This is a genomic window from Streptomyces sp. NPDC056160 (assembly GCF_042268205.1).
In the GTDB taxonomy this organism is placed as follows: Bacteria; Actinomycetota; Actinomycetes; order Streptomycetales; family Streptomycetaceae; genus Streptomyces.
Genome location: NZ_JBHJUW010000011.1, coordinates 1 through 14,509, shown reverse-complemented (window position 1 = coordinate 14,509; position 14,509 = coordinate 1). Strand labels below are relative to the sequence as shown.

Below are 14,509 nucleotides of genomic sequence, written 5' to 3'. Positions count from 1 at the left end.
GGCTCACTCCTCGTCCGGTTCGGTTGTCCGCAGCCGTAACCGGCCAAGGCGCGGGACGGTCACCGCGATACCGCCGGATGGTGAACGGTGGCGCCCGGACCGGTGCGCCGTAGCAGCCGGCCGAGGTGCCATGGCAGCCGGCCGAGGTGCCATGACGGCCGGCCGAGGTGCCATGACGGCCGGCCGTGGTGCCGTTACAGGCCGGGGCCCGCCACCATCTCGGCCCCGGGCGCGGTCCGCAGGGCCGGGGCGAGGAGGCCCAGTTGCGGCTGCTTCAGGTCCGGAAGTCCGGCGTGGCCGGCCCTGGGTCCGGTCAGCGGGCCGTCCGCGGTCAGCCCCGGCGAGACGGCCCGCAGGCCGGAGGCGGGCGTGCTGACGCCGACGTGGTCGAAACCGTCGCCGAGGGCGTGCGCCAGCGGGGCCCGGACGTCCAGGCCGGGCAGCCCCCCGTGGACCGGGAGCCGCGGCACGGCTCCTGCCGGCAGGAGCCTGCCCTCGGCGAAGCGGGGCCCCTCCGGGCTGCCGGCCGTGGGCAGCGGAAGCTCTCCGCCCACCCTGGGCAGTTCCATGCCGAGGGCGGTCTCGGCGCCGCCGAGCGGAACGGGGAGGGGAACCGTGCCGACCGCGGCGGCGGGAGTCGCGGCGGCGCCGACGGCCGCGGCCACGCCCGTGACGAGGGCGGCGAGGGTTCCTCGGGTGGTCGACTTCATGGCAGGCACGGTCCCTTTCAGGTGCGGTCGGGTTCGGGGTCGTCCGTACCGGTCAACGATCCGGACTTCGCGACCAGCGCAAGATTCCCCCGAGTGCCGCAGTAGTACGACGGGTATGACGGACGCCCACGACCCGTACGACGGTCGGGGCGTCGGGGCGTCCCGACTCAGCTCTGCAGCGGCAGCCCGCCGAGCAGCGGGGTGGCCGAGTTCAGCGTCTTGGTGGCGCCGTTGACGGAGTGGAGCAGCGAGCCCTTCTTCTGCGTGTCCAGGGCGTCGGACTGGTGCTTGAGCGGCATGACGTCGATGGGGTCCCTGGTCAGCGAGTTCACGGCGCCGTTGAGGCTGGTGGGCGTCAGGTCGGCGGCGTCGTGGGCGAACGCGGGCGCGGCGGCACCGGCGGCGACCAGGGATCCGGCGAGGACGGCGGCAGCCTTGAGCGACTTCATCGTGTTCCTTTCCGCGGCGACGTACGTCACCGGAGGGGGATGGGGTCGCCGTGCCTAACGAGTGCCGGGCGGGCCGGAAACCACGGGGCGGGAGATTGCCGAGTCCTCATACGAGATCTTCCGCATACGAGATCTTCCGCATACGAGATCTTCCGCATACGAGATCTTCCGCATACGAGATCTTCCGCATATGAGGTCTTCCACGTGCGGAACACCCGCCCTTCGCGAGAGGTGCCGGGCGAGAGGCGTGCGGCAGCCGCCGTACCGGCTCCTGCGACCGGTGCGGCGGCTGGGCGGGCACTCGCGTCCGGGTTACGAGCCCGCCGCGGCCGGGACCGTCGCCGCGGGGGCCGCGGCGTCGGGCACGGTGAGGGCCGGCAGGGTCGAGGCCGACGCCGCGGGCGTGGTGCTCGTCGCCGGAGTCGTCGAGGTGTTCGGCAGCGTGGTCAGGCCGCTGCCCGACAGCCCGCTGGTGACGAGCGAGGTCAGGTTCTTCACCAGGCCGCCGACCGCCGGGAGCACCTGGCCGGCGTCCCCCGAGGTGATCGCCTTCAACAGGCCGTCCAGACCCTTCTGTACGGCGGCCAGGGCGTCGGCGGCGGGGTCGGCGGCGCGCCGCGAGGCCACCCGGGTGCCGGCCGCGGGCAGCAGCACGCCCGGGGCGGCGGCCGGAGCGGCCGGGGCGAGGGTGAAGGGGACCGCGGGGGCGCCGGGCCCGGTGCCCGCGGACTTCGTGGCCGAGGCGGCGGCGACCGCCGCGTCCACCTTGGCGAGGGCGTCCTTCGCCGCGTCGCCGAGCTGCTGGACGACGGGGGCGGACAGCGTGCCGCGGTCCGGGCTGAGTACGGCGGTCAGCAGATCGCGGACGGGGGCGAGGGTGCCGCCGAGGCCACCGAGGTTCTGGACCTGGGTGAGCAGTGCGCCGGCGTCCGGGCGGGGGGCGCCGGGCGCCGCGGCGGGGCCGTGCGCGGGGGCCGAGTCGGCCGCCATGACGACCGGGCCGCTGATCCCGACCAGGAAGGCGGTGCAGAGTGCGGTGGACGCGACACGCCGCGCTGACAGACCTCGCATGGGAGTTCCTTTCGATGGGCACCGGATCTGGAGCCCACCGTGAGAGCGCTTGTCGATCTTCGCAACCGATCATTCACCCTCCTGCCCGTGCGCCTTCGGCCGCCCTGCGTCCCACCTGGCGGGACGTGCTCGGGGGCGGCATGGGCCCCGCCGCCCGTTCGAGGGAACGGCGCCGGCCGCCCTCCCCGGAGGGACCCGCGCGACGCGCGGGACACGGGCTCCGGTAAGGGCGGCCGGCGGAAAGGACACCGCGCCGGTGTCAGCCGTTGACGCAGGTGTCGCCGAACGCCGGGTTCAGCAGACCGATGATGTCGATGGTGTCGCCGCAGAGGTTGACCGGCACGTGGAGCGGGACCTGGATGTCGTTGCCCGAGATCACGCCCGGCGAGTGGGCGGCGACACCGTCGGCACCGCTGTCCGCGGCGGCGATGCCGGCACCGCCGGCGACAGCCGCGGCGGCGGCGGTGGTAAGGACCAGGCCCTTGGCGATACGCGACATGGAAAGAAACTCCTTGCAGTTGACGCACAAACACCCGGGCAGGGATGCCCGGCGCTGTGTCAACGCGCGGCAGGGGGCGGGGTTGTGCCACCGAAAGGGTGATCTCCGGATCGGACCTGCTTCACAGTTCCGACACACTTGCCCGATTTCATCGCATTAGTTCCTTTTATCGCTAGAGTTGCGGATCTCTCGGCCCTCCCCTTCGACGGACACCCGAAAGAGGCAACGACGGTCATGCGGCTCCTTCTTCGGCCGCGGGTCCTGCACCTCACCCAGCCCGTGGACGGCGGGGTCGCGCGCGTCGTGACGGACCTGGTGCGGGCACAACTCGCTGACGGCTTCGACGTGACCGTGGCCTGCCCGGACGGCGCGCTCGGCGGGCACCTCCGGGCGCTCGGCGCGGACGTGCGCCCCTGGAACGCGGCGCGTGCGCCTGGGCGTTCACTCCCCCGGGAAGTACGACAGCTCGTACGCCTGATCGACGACGTACGGCCCGATCTGGTGCACGCGCACAGTGCCAAGGCCGGGCTCGCCGGGCGTCTGGCCGTGCGCGGCCGGATCCCGACCGTCTTCCAGCCGCACGCCTGGTCGTTCGAGGCGGTCGACGGGAGCGCCGCGGTGCTCGCGCGGGCCTGGGAACGGTGGGGCGCGCGGTGGGCGGCCCGGGTGGTGTGCGTCAGCGAGGGGGAGCGCGCGACGGGCGTACGCGCGGGTATCACCGCGCGCTGGCGGATCGTGCCGAACGGCGTCGACCCGCACCGCTTCCACCCGGCCGCGGCCGGAACACCCGCGTACGCCACCGCCGAGGCACGCCCTCGGCCCCCCGCCGCCGCGGCGGGCGCACCGCTCGTGGTGTGCGTCGGGCGGCTGTGCCGGCAGAAGGGGCAGGACGTGCTGCTGCGGGCCTGGGGCACGGTGGCGGACCGGGTGCCGGGGGCGCGGCTCGTGCTGGTCGGGGACGGCCCCGACCGGGAACGGTTGCGGCGACTGGCCCCGGGGCCGGTGGAGTTCGCCGGTGCTGTCGCCGACCCCGTGCCCTGGTACCGGGCGGCCGACGTCGTCGTGCTGCCCTCCCGGTGGGAAGGCATGGCCCTGGCTCCGCTGGAGGCGATGGCGTGCGGCCGGCCCGTGGTGGTCACGGACGTCGACGGCGCCCGCGAGAGCCTGCCGCCCGCGCTCGCCGCACGGTGCCTGGTCCCCTCGGAGGACCCGGCGGCGCTGGCCCGCGCGGTCACGGAACTGCTGCTCGACCCACCCCTGCGGGCCTCGCTCGGCCGCCTCGCACGCACTCACGTACTGACCTCGCACAACGCCCGCCGCGGCGCCGAAGCGATCACGGCTCTCTACCGCGACCTGCTCACCGCCCGCCCGACCACGGCACGACCGGTGCCTGTGCCGCGCCCGGCACCGGCGACACGAACGGCGCCCGCCGCACGACCGGCGCCCGCGACACCACCGTCCCGAGAACGACCGGCCCAAGAACGACCGGCCGGAGAACCACCGGCCGGTGATCGGCCGACCGGCACAGGGCCGGCCGGAGAGCGGCCCGGTGGAGAGCGACCGATCGGAGAACCGGGTGGAGAACCACTCGGAGAACCGGCTGGAGAACCACTCGGAGAACCGGCTGGAGAACCGATCGGGGCGCCGCAGACCGGGATCGCACCGGCCGGGATCGCACCGGCCGGGGCCGTACCCGCTGCGGCAGCACCCCTCCCCCGCGCCAAGCGCCTCACCCCCGGCAAGCACCCACGCCCCGCCAAGCACCCCGTACCCGCCGAGCACCCCCGACCCCCAGAGCACCTCACGCCCACCGAGCCCCTTGGAACCGCCGGGCCCCTCGGGTCCACCGAGCACAGGGAGTCCAGCCACTCGTGAGCGCGGAAAGCACCGTTCCCTCGCCCGGGCTGGCCCCCGGGCCGCCGGCCCGCGAGCACGGGCCCACGGCCGTCCAGGTCCTCCGGCCGCGCCGCGGGGCCCCTGGTTTCCGCTTCCCGGTGCGGCGGCAGCGGTCCCCGCTGGGGCCGGCCGCTCCGGTGCCGCTGATCCTCGCGGACGGCGCCGCCGCCCTGCTGGCCGCCCCGGCGTTCGCCGGGGCCGCGCACCGGCCGTTGCTGGTCGCCCTGCTGGCGGCCGCGTCCCTGCTGCTGCGGGCCCAGCACGCCGGGCAGCCCGTGCCGTCGGTCCTGGACGAACTGCCCGCCGTGTGCGGCCGGGTCGCGGTGGCATGGCTGGCGCTGGCGGCACTGGTGGCGGCGTACCGGCCGGAACAGGCGCTGGGCGGCCGCACCCTGCTGGCCGGGTTCGCGCTGCAGGCCGCGGCCAGTTGCGCGTTGCGCGGCGCCGTCCACGCCCGGCGGCGCGCGCTGCTGCTGCGCAGGCCGCGCGCCGCGCTCGTCGTCGGCCCGGCCCGGACGGCGCAGCGGGTGGCCGCGGCCCTGCTGCGGCAGCCGCGGTGCGGGATGCGGCCGGTCGGTGTCGTCGCCGGGCAGCCGGACGGCGGTGCGGGCGGGCTGCCGGTGCTGACCCGCGGCGCGGAGGTCGAGCGTGCGGTCGTGCAGAACGGGGTGCGGGCGGTGCTCGCCGTCCACCCCTCCGTACGGACCGAGCAGGGACCGTTGTTGCGGGCGCTGGCCGATTCGGGGTGCGCGGTGTGGGAGATCGACGCGGAGTCGCCGTCGTACGCGACGAAGCAGCGGCTGGCCGGGTTCTCCTGCCGGCGCCTGCTGATGTCGGGGGCGCGGCGCGGCAGTGCGGGCAAGCGGGTGCTGGACGTCGTGGTCGCCGGTGCCCTGCTGCTGCTGGCCGGGCCGCTGCTGCTGGGGTGCGCCGCGGTGCTGCGGCTGGCCGAGGGGCCGGGGGTGCTGTTCCGGCAGGAGCGCATCGGCCGGGACGGCAGGCCCTTCACGCTGCTGAAGTTCCGCACGCACCGGCCGGCCGACGCCCTTGAGGCGGCGACGCGGTGGAGTGTGGCGGGCGAACGGGAGATGCGGCCCCTGTGCCGGGTGCTGCGGCGCACCTCGCTCGACGAGCTGCCGCAGTTGTGGAACGTGCTGCGCGGTGACATGAGCCTGGTCGGCCCGCGCCCGGAACGCCCCTATTTCGCCGCCCGGTTCAGCCAGGAGCACCCCGGTTACGCGGCGCGCCACCGGATGCGGGCCGGGATCACCGGGCTGGCCCAGGTCCACGGGCTGCGCGGTGACACCTCGATCGAGGACCGGGCCCGCCTCGACAACGCCTACATCGACAACTGGTCGCTGTGGCAGGACGTCTGCATCCTGCTGCGCACCGCGGTCGCGCTGGTGCGGCCGACGGGGAGCTGAGGGACATGACCCACGCCGCGCTGCCCGAGCCGCCGCGCCCCCTCGCCGCGCCCGCCCCGCCGGGGCGCCGGTCCGGCGGGGCGGCCCTGCTGCCGCCCCGGGCGGTTCTGCGCAACCCGGTCCTGCCGGTGGTGGCCGTCCTGGCGGCCCTCGCCCTGCCGTTCGGCCCCGGCGGCGGTGAGGCAGGCGGCGCGGGCCCCGCGGACCTGGTCTCCGGGTTCCTGCTGCTGTCCTGCGTGCTGCGTCTGGTGCGCGCGCGGCGGCGTCCGCTCACGCCGACGGCGGCCGTGGTGCTGGGGCTGCCGGTGGCGGGCTTCGCGCTGGCCGCCCTGGCGGCCTCCTCCCCGGCGACCGCGTTCGCGGGCTTCGGCCGGTACCTGCAGGTCTTCGTCCTGGTTCCGGCGGCCGTGCTGCTGCTGGTCCGGGACCGCGCCGACTTCCGGCTGCTGGCCTGGGCGTTCGTGGGCCTCGGGCTGTGGCAGGGCGCCGTGGGCACGCACCAGTACCTGACCGGGACCGGGGCCTCCTACCAGGGCGCGCAGATCCGGGCCGTGGGCACCTTCGGTCCCGGGGACGTGATGGGGATGGCGACGGCGGTCGCCCTCGGTCTGGTGTGCGCGGTGGGACTCGCCCTGGGGTGCTCGTGCGGGGTGCGGCGGCGGGTGGTGGCCGCCTTGTGCGCGGCGGCGCTGGTGGTGCCGCTGGCGCTGTCCTTCAGCCGGGGCGCGTGGATCGCGACGGCCGTGACCTGCGCGGTGCAACTGCTGCTGGCCGGGGTGCGGCGCGCCCTTGCGGCGGGGGCTGCCGTGGTCGCGGCGGGCGTGGTCCTGGTGGGCGGCCTCGGTGTCGGCACGACGCTGCTGGAGCAGCGGTTCGACAGCATCACACAGGTCACGGGCGCCCCGGACCAGTCGGTCCGCGACCGCTACGCGCTGTGGACGGCCGCCCTCGGCATCTGGCGCGAACATCCGCTGACGGGAGTGGGGTTGAAGAACTTCCCGGAGTACCGCGACGCACACGCCCCGATGGCGCTGTCCTCGGCGAGCGACACCGGGGGCGCGGGCGCCGCGTTCCGCAGGCAGCCGCTGCTGTCCCCGCACGACATGTACCTGCTGGTGCTGAGCGAGCAGGGGCTGTGCGGTCTGGTGGCCGTCGCCGGGAGCTGGCTGGCGCTGCTGGTGTGCGGGGTGCGGGGCCTGCTGCGCGAGCGTCGCCGGCCGCCGTCGCGGGCGGGCGGGCTCGACTGCGCGCTGGTGGCCTGCGGGCTGCTGGTCTGGCAGCTCACGGACTTCGTCTACGGGGACATCGGCGGCCCCTCGACCGTACTGACCGCCGTGTCCTTCGGCCTGGTGGCCTGGTGGGCCGCGCCCCGGCCCGGCGGCCCTGTGACCGACGGCCCCGCGACCGCCGGGCGGCCCGTGAAGGCGGTGCCGCGATGACCGTGACCCCACCACCCCTGCCACGCTCCGACGGCACCGGCGGCGACGGCACAGCGACCCTTCCTGCGGCCCGGGCCGCCACGGGCGCCGGCGGTGGCGTACGGGCTGCGGCCTCCCGCGGGTTCCTCGCCAGGGCCGCCCTGGTCACCGCCGTGCTGTCGGTGGCGGGGTCGCTGCTCGGCCTGGTCCGGGACCAGTCGCTGGCCCGGCTGTTCGGGGCCGGGAGCGACACGGACGCCTTCCTGGTGGCGTGGACCGTGCCGGAGTTCGCCGCCACGCTGCTCATCGAGGACGGGCTGGCCTTCGTGCTGGTCCCGGCGTTCAGCGCGGCGCTGTCCCGGCGGGCGCGGGGCGCGACGGGCGACCCGGTGCGCTCCCTGGTCACCGGCACGCTGCCCCGGCTGGCCCTCGCCTCCGCCGTGGTGTGCGCACTGGTCGCCGGTGCGGCCCCGCAGCTCGTCCAGGTGCTGGCGCCGGGCCTGCCCGACCCGCGCCTGGCCGCCGAATGCACCCGGCTGACGGCCACCTGCGTGCTCACCTTCGGCCTCGCGGGCTACTGCAGCGCCGTACTGCGCGCGCACGGCCGCTACGTGGCGCCCGCGGCGATCTACCTCGCCTACAACGCCGGCATCGTCGCCTCGATGTTCCTGCTGGGCGGTGCCTGGGGGGTGCGGTCGGCGGCGGCGGGCGTCGCGGTGGGCGGCTGCCTCATGGTCGCGGTCCAGGTGCCCGCGCTGTGGAAGCAGCTGCGTACGGGCCTGCGCCCGCCGGCCGTGACCGGGGGCGCGGCGACGGCCCGGCCCATGGACCTCGCGCTCGTCGCCTCGGTGCTGCTGTTCGCCCTGTGCCGTCAGTCGCAGGTCCTCATCGAGCGTTTCCTCGCCTCGCCGCTGCCCGCCGGGGCCATCTCGCACCTGAACTACGCGCAGAAGGTGGCCCAGATCCCGATGTCGCTGTCGCTGATGCTGTGCACCGTCACCTTCCCGGTGGTGGCGCGGGCGCTCGCCGACGGCGACCCGGAGCGGGCCCGCGACCGCGTGGAACGGGACCTGGCGGTGGTCTCCTGCCTGGTGCTGCTGGGCGTGGCCACGGTGATCGCCTGCGCCCCGCAGATCATCAGGCTCCTGTTCGAGCGTGGCGCGTTCACCGCCGCCGACACCGACGCGACGGCCCGCGTGATGCGGGTGTACGCGCTCGGACTGCTCGGCCAGGCCCTGGTGGGCGCCCTGATCCGCTCGTACTTCTCGGGCACGCGGCCCGTCTGGTATCCGCTCGCCGCGATGACCGCGGGCGTCGTGGCGACCTCCTGGATCGGCGCCGCCGCCGTCGGCCCGTGGGGCGTGACGGGGATCGCCGCGGCCAACGCCGCCGGCATCACCGTCACGGCCGCGCTGCTGCTGGCCGGAACGGGCCGGTGCGGGGTGCCGCTGCGGGTGCCGCGGGTGCTGGCCGAGACGAGCAGGCCGCTGCGCGCCGCGGTGGTCGCCACCGCCGCCGGGGTGTTCGCGGCGAGCCTGCCGCGGTCCGCCGCGGCGGGTCTGCTGTCCGGCGTGCTGACCGTCACCACCGTCCACCTCCTCCTCGCCCGCGCTCTCGGCGCCCAGGGCGTCGAACCCGTCCTCGGCTCCGTACGCTCCGTCACACGAAGGCTCCGGCATGGCCTCTCCCGCTGAAACCGTCCCGCCCACCGTCGCCGGCGAACCGCCCGCGCCCTTCCCCTGGGTGGCGATGTACCACTCGGTCGGCGATCGCTCGGACGACCCGTACCGCATCACCGTGACGCCCGAGCGGCTGGCCGGTCAGCTCCGGTGGCTGCGGCGGCGCGGGCTGCGCGGGGTGTCCGTGCGCGAGCTGCTGGCCGCCCGCGCCGAGGGCGGCGGCAAGGGCCTGGTCGGGCTCACCTTCGACGACGGGTACACCGACTTCGTCACCGACGCGCTGCCCCTGCTGCACCGGCACGCCTGCGGCGCCACGCTGTTCGTGCTGCCCGGCCGGCTCGGCGGCGACAACGCCTGGGACCCGCGCGGCCCGCGCAAGCCGCTGCTGACCGCCGACGGCATCCGGTACGCGGCGGCCGAGGGCGTGGAGATCGGCTCGCACGGGCTGACCCACGCCGACCTCACCCGGGCCGACGACCGCGCCCTGGCCGCGGAGGTCGCCACGAGCCGCGCCAGGCTCCAGGAGCTGACCGGCGCCCCCGTGGACGGCTTCTGCTACCCCTACGGCTCCGTGGACGCCCGGGTCGTGGCGGCCGTACGGGAGGCGGGGTACGCCTACGCCTGCGCCGTCGACCCGGGCCCGCTGACCGGCCCGCACGCGCTGCCCCGGCTGCACCTCGGGCAGCGGGACACGGCCTGGCGGCTGCACCTCAAGCACCGGCTGCACGGGCTGCGGCGCCGCCCGGTGGAGGGCGTGTGAGATGCGGGTCCTGCACATCATCACCGGCCTCGGTGTGGGCGGCGCCGAGCAGCAGCTGCGCCTGCTCCTGCGTCACCTGCCCGTCTCCTGCGACGTCGTGACGCTCACCCGTCCCGGCCCGGTCGCCGACGGCCTGACCGCCGACGGCGTGCGCGTCGTGCACCTCGGCATGGGCGGCAACCGCGACCTGGCCGCGCTGCCGCGCCTGGTCCGGGTGATCCGGGCGGGCCGCTACGACCTCGTGCACACCCATCTGTACCGGGCCTGCCTGTACGGCCGGCTCGCCGCGCGCCTCGCGGGCGTCCGCGCGGTCGTCGCCACCGAGCACTCGCTGGGCGAGGGGCAGATGGAGGGCCGCCCGCTCACGGCCGGGGTGCGCGCGCTGTACCTGGCCGGTGAACGGCTCGGCTCCACCACGGTCGCCGTCTCCGCCACGGTGGCCGGCCGGCTCCAGCGCTGGGGCGTGCCCGCGCCGCGCATCGCGGTGGTCCCCAACGGCATCGACCTGGACCGGTTCCGCTTCGACGCCGCCCGGCGCGCACGGACCCGCCGCCGCCTCGGCCTGCCCGAGGACGCGTACGTGATCGGCGGCATCGGACGGCTGACGGCGGGCAAGCGGTTCGACGTCGTCGTCCGGGCGCTGGCCCGCCTGCCCCGCGACCACTGGCTGCTGCTGGTGGGCGGCGGCCCCGAGGAGAGCGTGCTGCGCCGCACCGCCCACGGGGCCTCGGTGGCCGACCGGGTCCTGTTCACCGGCGAACGCCCCTGCGCGCCCGACGGCTCGCCCGGACCCGACCTGCCCTCGCTCACCGCCGCGATGGACGTGCTCGCCTCGCCGTCCCCGCAGGAGGCGTTCGGTCTGGCGGTGGTCGAGGCCCTGGCGGCCGGGCTGCCCGTGCTGTACGCCTCCTGCCCGGCCGTGGAGGACCTGCCCCCGTACGCCGCCGCCGGCGCCCGGCGCGTCCAGGGCGGCCCGGAGGCGTACGCCCGTGCGATCACCGACGTGCGCGCGGGCGGCCCGCACCCGCGCACGCCCTCGGCGGCGGCCCGCCACTACAGCATCGCCCGCACCGCGGCCCGCCTCATGGACGTGTACACCGCCGCGGTCGCCACCGCCGCGCCCACCCCGGCGCACCCGTCCCCCACCGCCTCACCCCAGGGAGCGAGTTCCCCATGACCGACCGCCCGATCCGGCCCCGCCGCTTCCTCCCCGCCCGTCTGCGGCGGCTGCCCGCCTGGTCCCTGGTCGTGGCCGGCACCGCGGCGGGCGGCCTGCTCGGCGGCGCCTACGGCGTACTGCAGACCCCCGTCTACACGGCCACCAGCTACGTCGTCGCCGTCCCCGGCAAGAAGTCCGACCCCGCCGCCGCGCTCGGCTTCGCCCAGGCCTACGGGCGGGTCGCCACCCAGCTCGCGGTCCTCGGCGATGCCCAGCGGCAGGCGCGCGTGCCGGTGCGCACGATGCGCCGCAGCGTGCGCACGGCGACCTCGCCGGACGCGCCGATGGTCGCCGTGTCCGCCACCTCCACCCGGCCGAAGCTGGCCGCCGCCATGGCCGACGCCGTCTCCGACGCGCTGACCCGGCACGCCGAGGCCACCGCGGGCAGCACCCACGTCGCGCTCGTCCGGTTCGCGCGCGCGGTGCGCCCCACCGACCCCTCGTCCGCCTCGCCCACGGTGACCGGCCTGGTCGGCGCGAGCGCCGGCGGCCTGCTCGGCGGCCTGGCCCTGCTCGTACGGCCGCGGCGCGGCGAACCCGGCGAGCCCGCGCCCACCGCCTCGGTCCCCGGCCCGGCCCCGGCCGCCGACGTCCGCGGCCTGCGGTGACCGCCACCCCCCTCGCGCCGCCGGCGCGCACGGCCCGCCCGGCGTACGCGACGGAACTCGTCACCGACGCCCGCACCTTCGCCGCCCTCGCCCCCCAGTGGACGCGGCTGTTCGAGAGGTGCGCGGCGGCGACCCCGTTCCAGAGCCACGCCTGGCTGCACTCCTGGTGGCAGTCGTACGGCACCCCGGGGCGGCTGCGGCTGCTGCTGGTGCGCGCGGACGGTGAACTGGTCGCCGCCGCACCGCTGATGCTGCGCCGCACACCCGTGCCGGCGCTGGTACCGCTCGGTGGGGCGATCTCCGACTACGCAGACGTCCTCGTCGACGACCGGTGCCCCCACCCGGCGGCCACCGCGCTCACCGAGGCGCTGGCGGGGGCCGCCCGCACGGCGCTGATCGACTTCCGCGAGGTACGGCCGGGCAGTGCCGTCGAACAGGTCTACGAGCGTTGGCGCGGGCCCCGGCACCGCGCGCCCGACTCCCTCTGCCTGGAACTGCCGGCCCTCCCCCTGGACGAGCTGGTCTCCCGGCTGCCGGCGCCCCGCGCCCAGCGGGTCCGCGCCAAGCTGCGCAAACTACGGGCGCTCGGCGTGGAGCGGCACGTCGTGCGCCCCGGAGAGGTCGAGACGGCCCTGCGCCGGCTGCTCGAACTGCACCGCCTCCAGTGGCAGGGGCGCAGCGTCACACCCGAGCACCTGCGGCCCCGCTTCCGCGAGCACCTGGTGCGGGCGGCGGGTCCGATGGTGCGCGACGGGGAGGCGGTGGTCACCGAGTTCCGCCTCGACGGCGACGTGGTGGCCGTGGACCTGACCCTGCGCTCCCGGGGGCTGATGGGCGGTTACCTCTACGGCGCCCATCCGCGCCTGCGGGAGCGCAAGGCCGACGTGGCGGTGATGCTGCTGGAGGCATGCGCCGCGCACACCGGCGAGGGAGCACCGGAGACCCTGAGCCTGCTGCGCGGCGACGAGCCCTACAAACACCACTGGCGCCCTCGCCCGGTCGTCAACGAGCGGCTGCTGCTGGCCCGGCGGCGCACCGCCCCGCTGCTGACCGCGGTGGCCGGCGAGGCGGCCCTGCGCCGCCGGGGCAGGGAACTCCTGCGCCGGCACCGTCCGCCGGCCCGGCCTCAGGGCGGGCCGTAGGCCGGCCCGTCACATCCCCGTCGGCCCCGCGCCGCCGTTGGCACCATGGACGCCGCGGACGCCATGGACGCCGTGGACGGCTCAGGCGGGAGACGGCGGGGGCACTGACGCGGGCGCGAGGGCGGTGCCGGGTACGGGCGCGGACACCGGGCCGGGTACGGAGCTGGGCACGGGTGCCGGTGCGGGTGCGGAACCGGGCACGGGTGCCGGTACCGGTACGGGTGGCACGGCAGGAGCCGGTACGGGTGCGGGTGGCACGGCAGGAGCCGGGGGCCGGGCGGGGGCGGGCGGTTCGGTGCGGCCGAAGAGGACCGAGCGGTAGACGCGTGAGGAGGCGGGGTTCGCCCCGCACTGCCAGACACCGTGCGGGCAGTAGTCGGTCAGCGTGTTGTACAGCGCCCGGTGCTGGTCGATCCAGGCGAGCATGCCCCGTACGTACGCGGCGTCGTCGCCGTTGCGGAACAGTCCCCACTCCGGATAGGAGACGGGCTTGCCGTGCGCCCGGGCGAAGTCCACGTGCGCCTGAAGTCCGTAGGGTTCGGTGACCTGCTGATCGAAGGACAGGCCGGTCGGCTGGTCGTAGGAGTCCATGCCGACGATGTCGACCGCGTCGTCTCCCGGGTAGCACTGCGTCCAGGGAACGGCGTCCCGGCCCCGGTTCGGCGCGAAGTCGAACCGGAACCTCTGGCCCGGCACGGCGCGCATGGCGGTCACGATGCGCCGCCAGTAGCTCTTCCACGCCTCGGGGTCGGGCCCGCAGCGGTGGGTGTACGTCGTGCCGTTCATCTCCCAGCCGAGCACGATCACCGTGTCCGGCACCCCCAGCCCCACCAGCCGCCGGGCGAGGGCGCCGAAGTGCTGGTCGAACTCTCCTGCGGCGCCCTGCCGCAGGAGGTACCCGACCTCGCCGTCGGACAGGTGCTCCTCGTTGCGCTCCAGCATGGGGACGTTGAGGACGAGCATCCGGTCGGGCCGCTGCTCCCGCCAGTGCGCCCAGACGTCGAGGAACCCCGGGGCGCCCTCGATGTCCCGCCAGCGGTCGCCGGGCAGATAGGTGTGTCCCACGCGCAGTTCGGCGCCGCCCAGCCAGCTGCTGAGCTGTGCCATCCGGACCACACCCCGCGCGTCCGACTCCAGGAAGGCCCCGAAGGCGGGACTCCGTCCCGCGGCCACCTGGGCCGGAAGGGGAAGCGGAGCGGGAGCGGAGGGAGAGGCCTGGGCCGCGACGGGCGGGACCGCGGGAGTCGCTGGGGCCGGGGACGGACCGGACGGGGGCGCGGGCGGGCTCGCCGGCACCGGGGACGGGCCGGAGGGCGGCGGTACGTCACCCGCCCACGCGGCGGCCCCGCAGGCCAGGGCGGCCGCGGTGACGGCCGCCGCCGCGACGACGGCGAGCCGCCGGATCCGGCGTCGCTGTGCAGCCATGCCCGCTCCTCTCCTCGTGCCACGGCACAGGTGTGACGAGTGATCAGCTCGTCCTGAGAAGTCAGGCACGGATGACGCGGGGCCGCCACCGCCGGTACGGCCTACGGGTGTGCCGCGCGTCCGCCCGGGTGACGGTGCCCGGAAAGACGGCGCCGCCGCGACCGGCCGCCCGGTCGGCGCGGTGGCGGCGGCCGGGCGTCGGCCCCCCC

General features: G+C 76.3%; 12 protein-coding genes and 1 pseudogene. 8 read left to right on the top strand and 5 right to left on the bottom strand.

Annotated elements, in window-relative coordinates:
• Positions 1–194: 194 nt before the first annotated feature.
• From ACFC02_RS06075 to ACFC02_RS06060, 4 genes are all read right to left on the bottom strand, one after another.
• Positions 195–710 carry a hypothetical protein gene (locus tag ACFC02_RS06075; protein ID WP_376352835.1) on the bottom strand — a complete coding sequence of 172 codons (516 nt, stop codon included), beginning with the start codon at positions 708–710 and terminating at the stop codon, positions 195–197.
• Positions 711–877: 167 nt separating this feature from the next.
• On the bottom strand, positions 878–1,159 hold the full coding sequence (locus ACFC02_RS06070) for a hypothetical protein (protein ID WP_376352832.1): 282 nt from the start codon (positions 1,157–1,159) through the stop codon (positions 878–880).
• Between the two features lie 312 nt (positions 1,160–1,471).
• Positions 1,472–2,230: a hypothetical protein gene (locus tag ACFC02_RS06065; protein WP_376352830.1), complete on the bottom strand. Its 759-nt coding sequence runs from the start codon at positions 2,228–2,230 to the stop codon at positions 1,472–1,474.
• 259 nt (positions 2,231–2,489) lie between these two features.
• Complete coding sequence (locus tag ACFC02_RS06060) at positions 2,490–2,729, bottom strand: chaplin (RefSeq protein ID WP_376352827.1); 240 nt, start codon at positions 2,727–2,729, stop codon at positions 2,490–2,492.
• A gap of 234 nt (positions 2,730–2,963) precedes the next feature.
• Between ACFC02_RS06060 and ACFC02_RS06055 the strand changes: the two are divergent.
• The 8 genes and pseudogenes from ACFC02_RS06055 to ACFC02_RS06020 form a co-directional block, all read left to right on the top strand.
• A pseudogene (locus tag ACFC02_RS06055) lies at positions 2,964–4,136 on the top strand (glycosyltransferase); the annotation flags it as partial.
• A 464-nt stretch (positions 4,137–4,600) separates the two neighbouring features.
• Positions 4,601–6,049 (top strand): exopolysaccharide biosynthesis polyprenyl glycosylphosphotransferase, encoded by a 1,449-nt coding sequence (locus tag ACFC02_RS06050; protein ID WP_376352824.1) that lies wholly within the window; start codon positions 4,601–4,603, stop codon positions 6,047–6,049.
• Between the two features lie 5 nt (positions 6,050–6,054).
• On the top strand, positions 6,055–7,488 hold the full coding sequence (locus tag ACFC02_RS06045; protein WP_376352821.1) for an O-antigen ligase family protein: 1,434 nt from the start codon (positions 6,055–6,057) through the stop codon (positions 7,486–7,488).
• A complete protein-coding gene (gene murJ / locus ACFC02_RS06040) occupies positions 7,485–9,161 on the top strand; it encodes a murein biosynthesis integral membrane protein MurJ (protein WP_376352819.1) in 1,677 nt (558 codons plus the stop codon). Before ACFC02_RS06045 ends, murJ begins: the two co-directional genes overlap by 4 nt.
• Positions 9,145–9,906 carry a polysaccharide deacetylase family protein gene (locus ACFC02_RS06035; protein ID WP_376352816.1) on the top strand — a complete coding sequence of 254 codons (762 nt, stop codon included), beginning with the start codon at positions 9,145–9,147 and terminating at the stop codon, positions 9,904–9,906. The genes murJ and ACFC02_RS06035 overlap by 17 nt, the downstream gene beginning before the upstream one ends.
• A 1-nt stretch (position 9,907) precedes the next feature.
• Positions 9,908–11,083, top strand: coding sequence for a glycosyltransferase (locus ACFC02_RS06030; protein ID WP_376352813.1), 1,176 nt, complete (start codon positions 9,908–9,910; stop codon positions 11,081–11,083).
• Positions 11,080–11,733 (top strand): lipopolysaccharide biosynthesis protein, encoded by a 654-nt coding sequence (locus ACFC02_RS06025; protein WP_376352810.1) that lies wholly within the window; start codon positions 11,080–11,082, stop codon positions 11,731–11,733. Before ACFC02_RS06030 ends, ACFC02_RS06025 begins: the two co-directional genes overlap by 4 nt.
• A complete protein-coding gene (locus tag ACFC02_RS06020) occupies positions 11,730–12,875 on the top strand; it encodes a GNAT family N-acetyltransferase (protein WP_376352808.1) in 1,146 nt (381 codons plus the stop codon). Before ACFC02_RS06025 ends, ACFC02_RS06020 begins: the two co-directional genes overlap by 4 nt.
• A gap of 81 nt (positions 12,876–12,956) precedes the next feature.
• Here ACFC02_RS06020 and ACFC02_RS06015 read toward each other — a convergent pair whose 3' ends face one another.
• Positions 12,957–14,300: a glycoside hydrolase family 26 protein gene (locus ACFC02_RS06015; RefSeq protein WP_376352805.1), complete on the bottom strand. Its 1,344-nt coding sequence runs from the start codon at positions 14,298–14,300 to the stop codon at positions 12,957–12,959.
• Positions 14,301–14,509 lie beyond the last annotated feature (209 nt).

What these genes read in the sequence shown, in the direction of transcription:
- ACFC02_RS06075 (WP_376352835.1), bottom strand. Translation starts at nt 710, where the DNA reads ATGAAGTCGACCACCCGAGGAACCCTCGCCGCCCTCGTCACGGGCGTG.
- ACFC02_RS06070 (WP_376352832.1), bottom strand. Translation starts at nt 1,159, where the DNA reads ATGAAGTCGCTCAAGGCTGCCGCCGTCCTCGCCGGATCCCTGGTCGCC.
- ACFC02_RS06065 (WP_376352830.1), bottom strand. Translation starts at nt 2,230, where the DNA reads ATGCGAGGTCTGTCAGCGCGGCGTGTCGCGTCCACCGCACTCTGCACC.
- ACFC02_RS06060 (WP_376352827.1), bottom strand. Translation starts at nt 2,729, where the DNA reads ATGTCGCGTATCGCCAAGGGCCTGGTCCTTACCACCGCCGCCGCCGCG.
- ACFC02_RS06045 (WP_376352821.1), top strand. Translation starts at nt 6,055, where the DNA reads ATGACCCACGCCGCGCTGCCCGAGCCGCCGCGCCCCCTCGCCGCGCCC.
- murJ (WP_376352819.1), top strand. Translation starts at nt 7,485, where the DNA reads ATGACCGTGACCCCACCACCCCTGCCACGCTCCGACGGCACCGGCGGC.
- ACFC02_RS06035 (WP_376352816.1), top strand. Translation starts at nt 9,145, where the DNA reads ATGGCCTCTCCCGCTGAAACCGTCCCGCCCACCGTCGCCGGCGAACCG.
- ACFC02_RS06030 (WP_376352813.1), top strand. Translation starts at nt 9,908, where the DNA reads ATGCGGGTCCTGCACATCATCACCGGCCTCGGTGTGGGCGGCGCCGAG.
- ACFC02_RS06025 (WP_376352810.1), top strand. Translation starts at nt 11,080, where the DNA reads ATGACCGACCGCCCGATCCGGCCCCGCCGCTTCCTCCCCGCCCGTCTG.
- ACFC02_RS06015 (WP_376352805.1), bottom strand. Translation starts at nt 14,300, where the DNA reads ATGGCTGCACAGCGACGCCGGATCCGGCGGCTCGCCGTCGTCGCGGCG.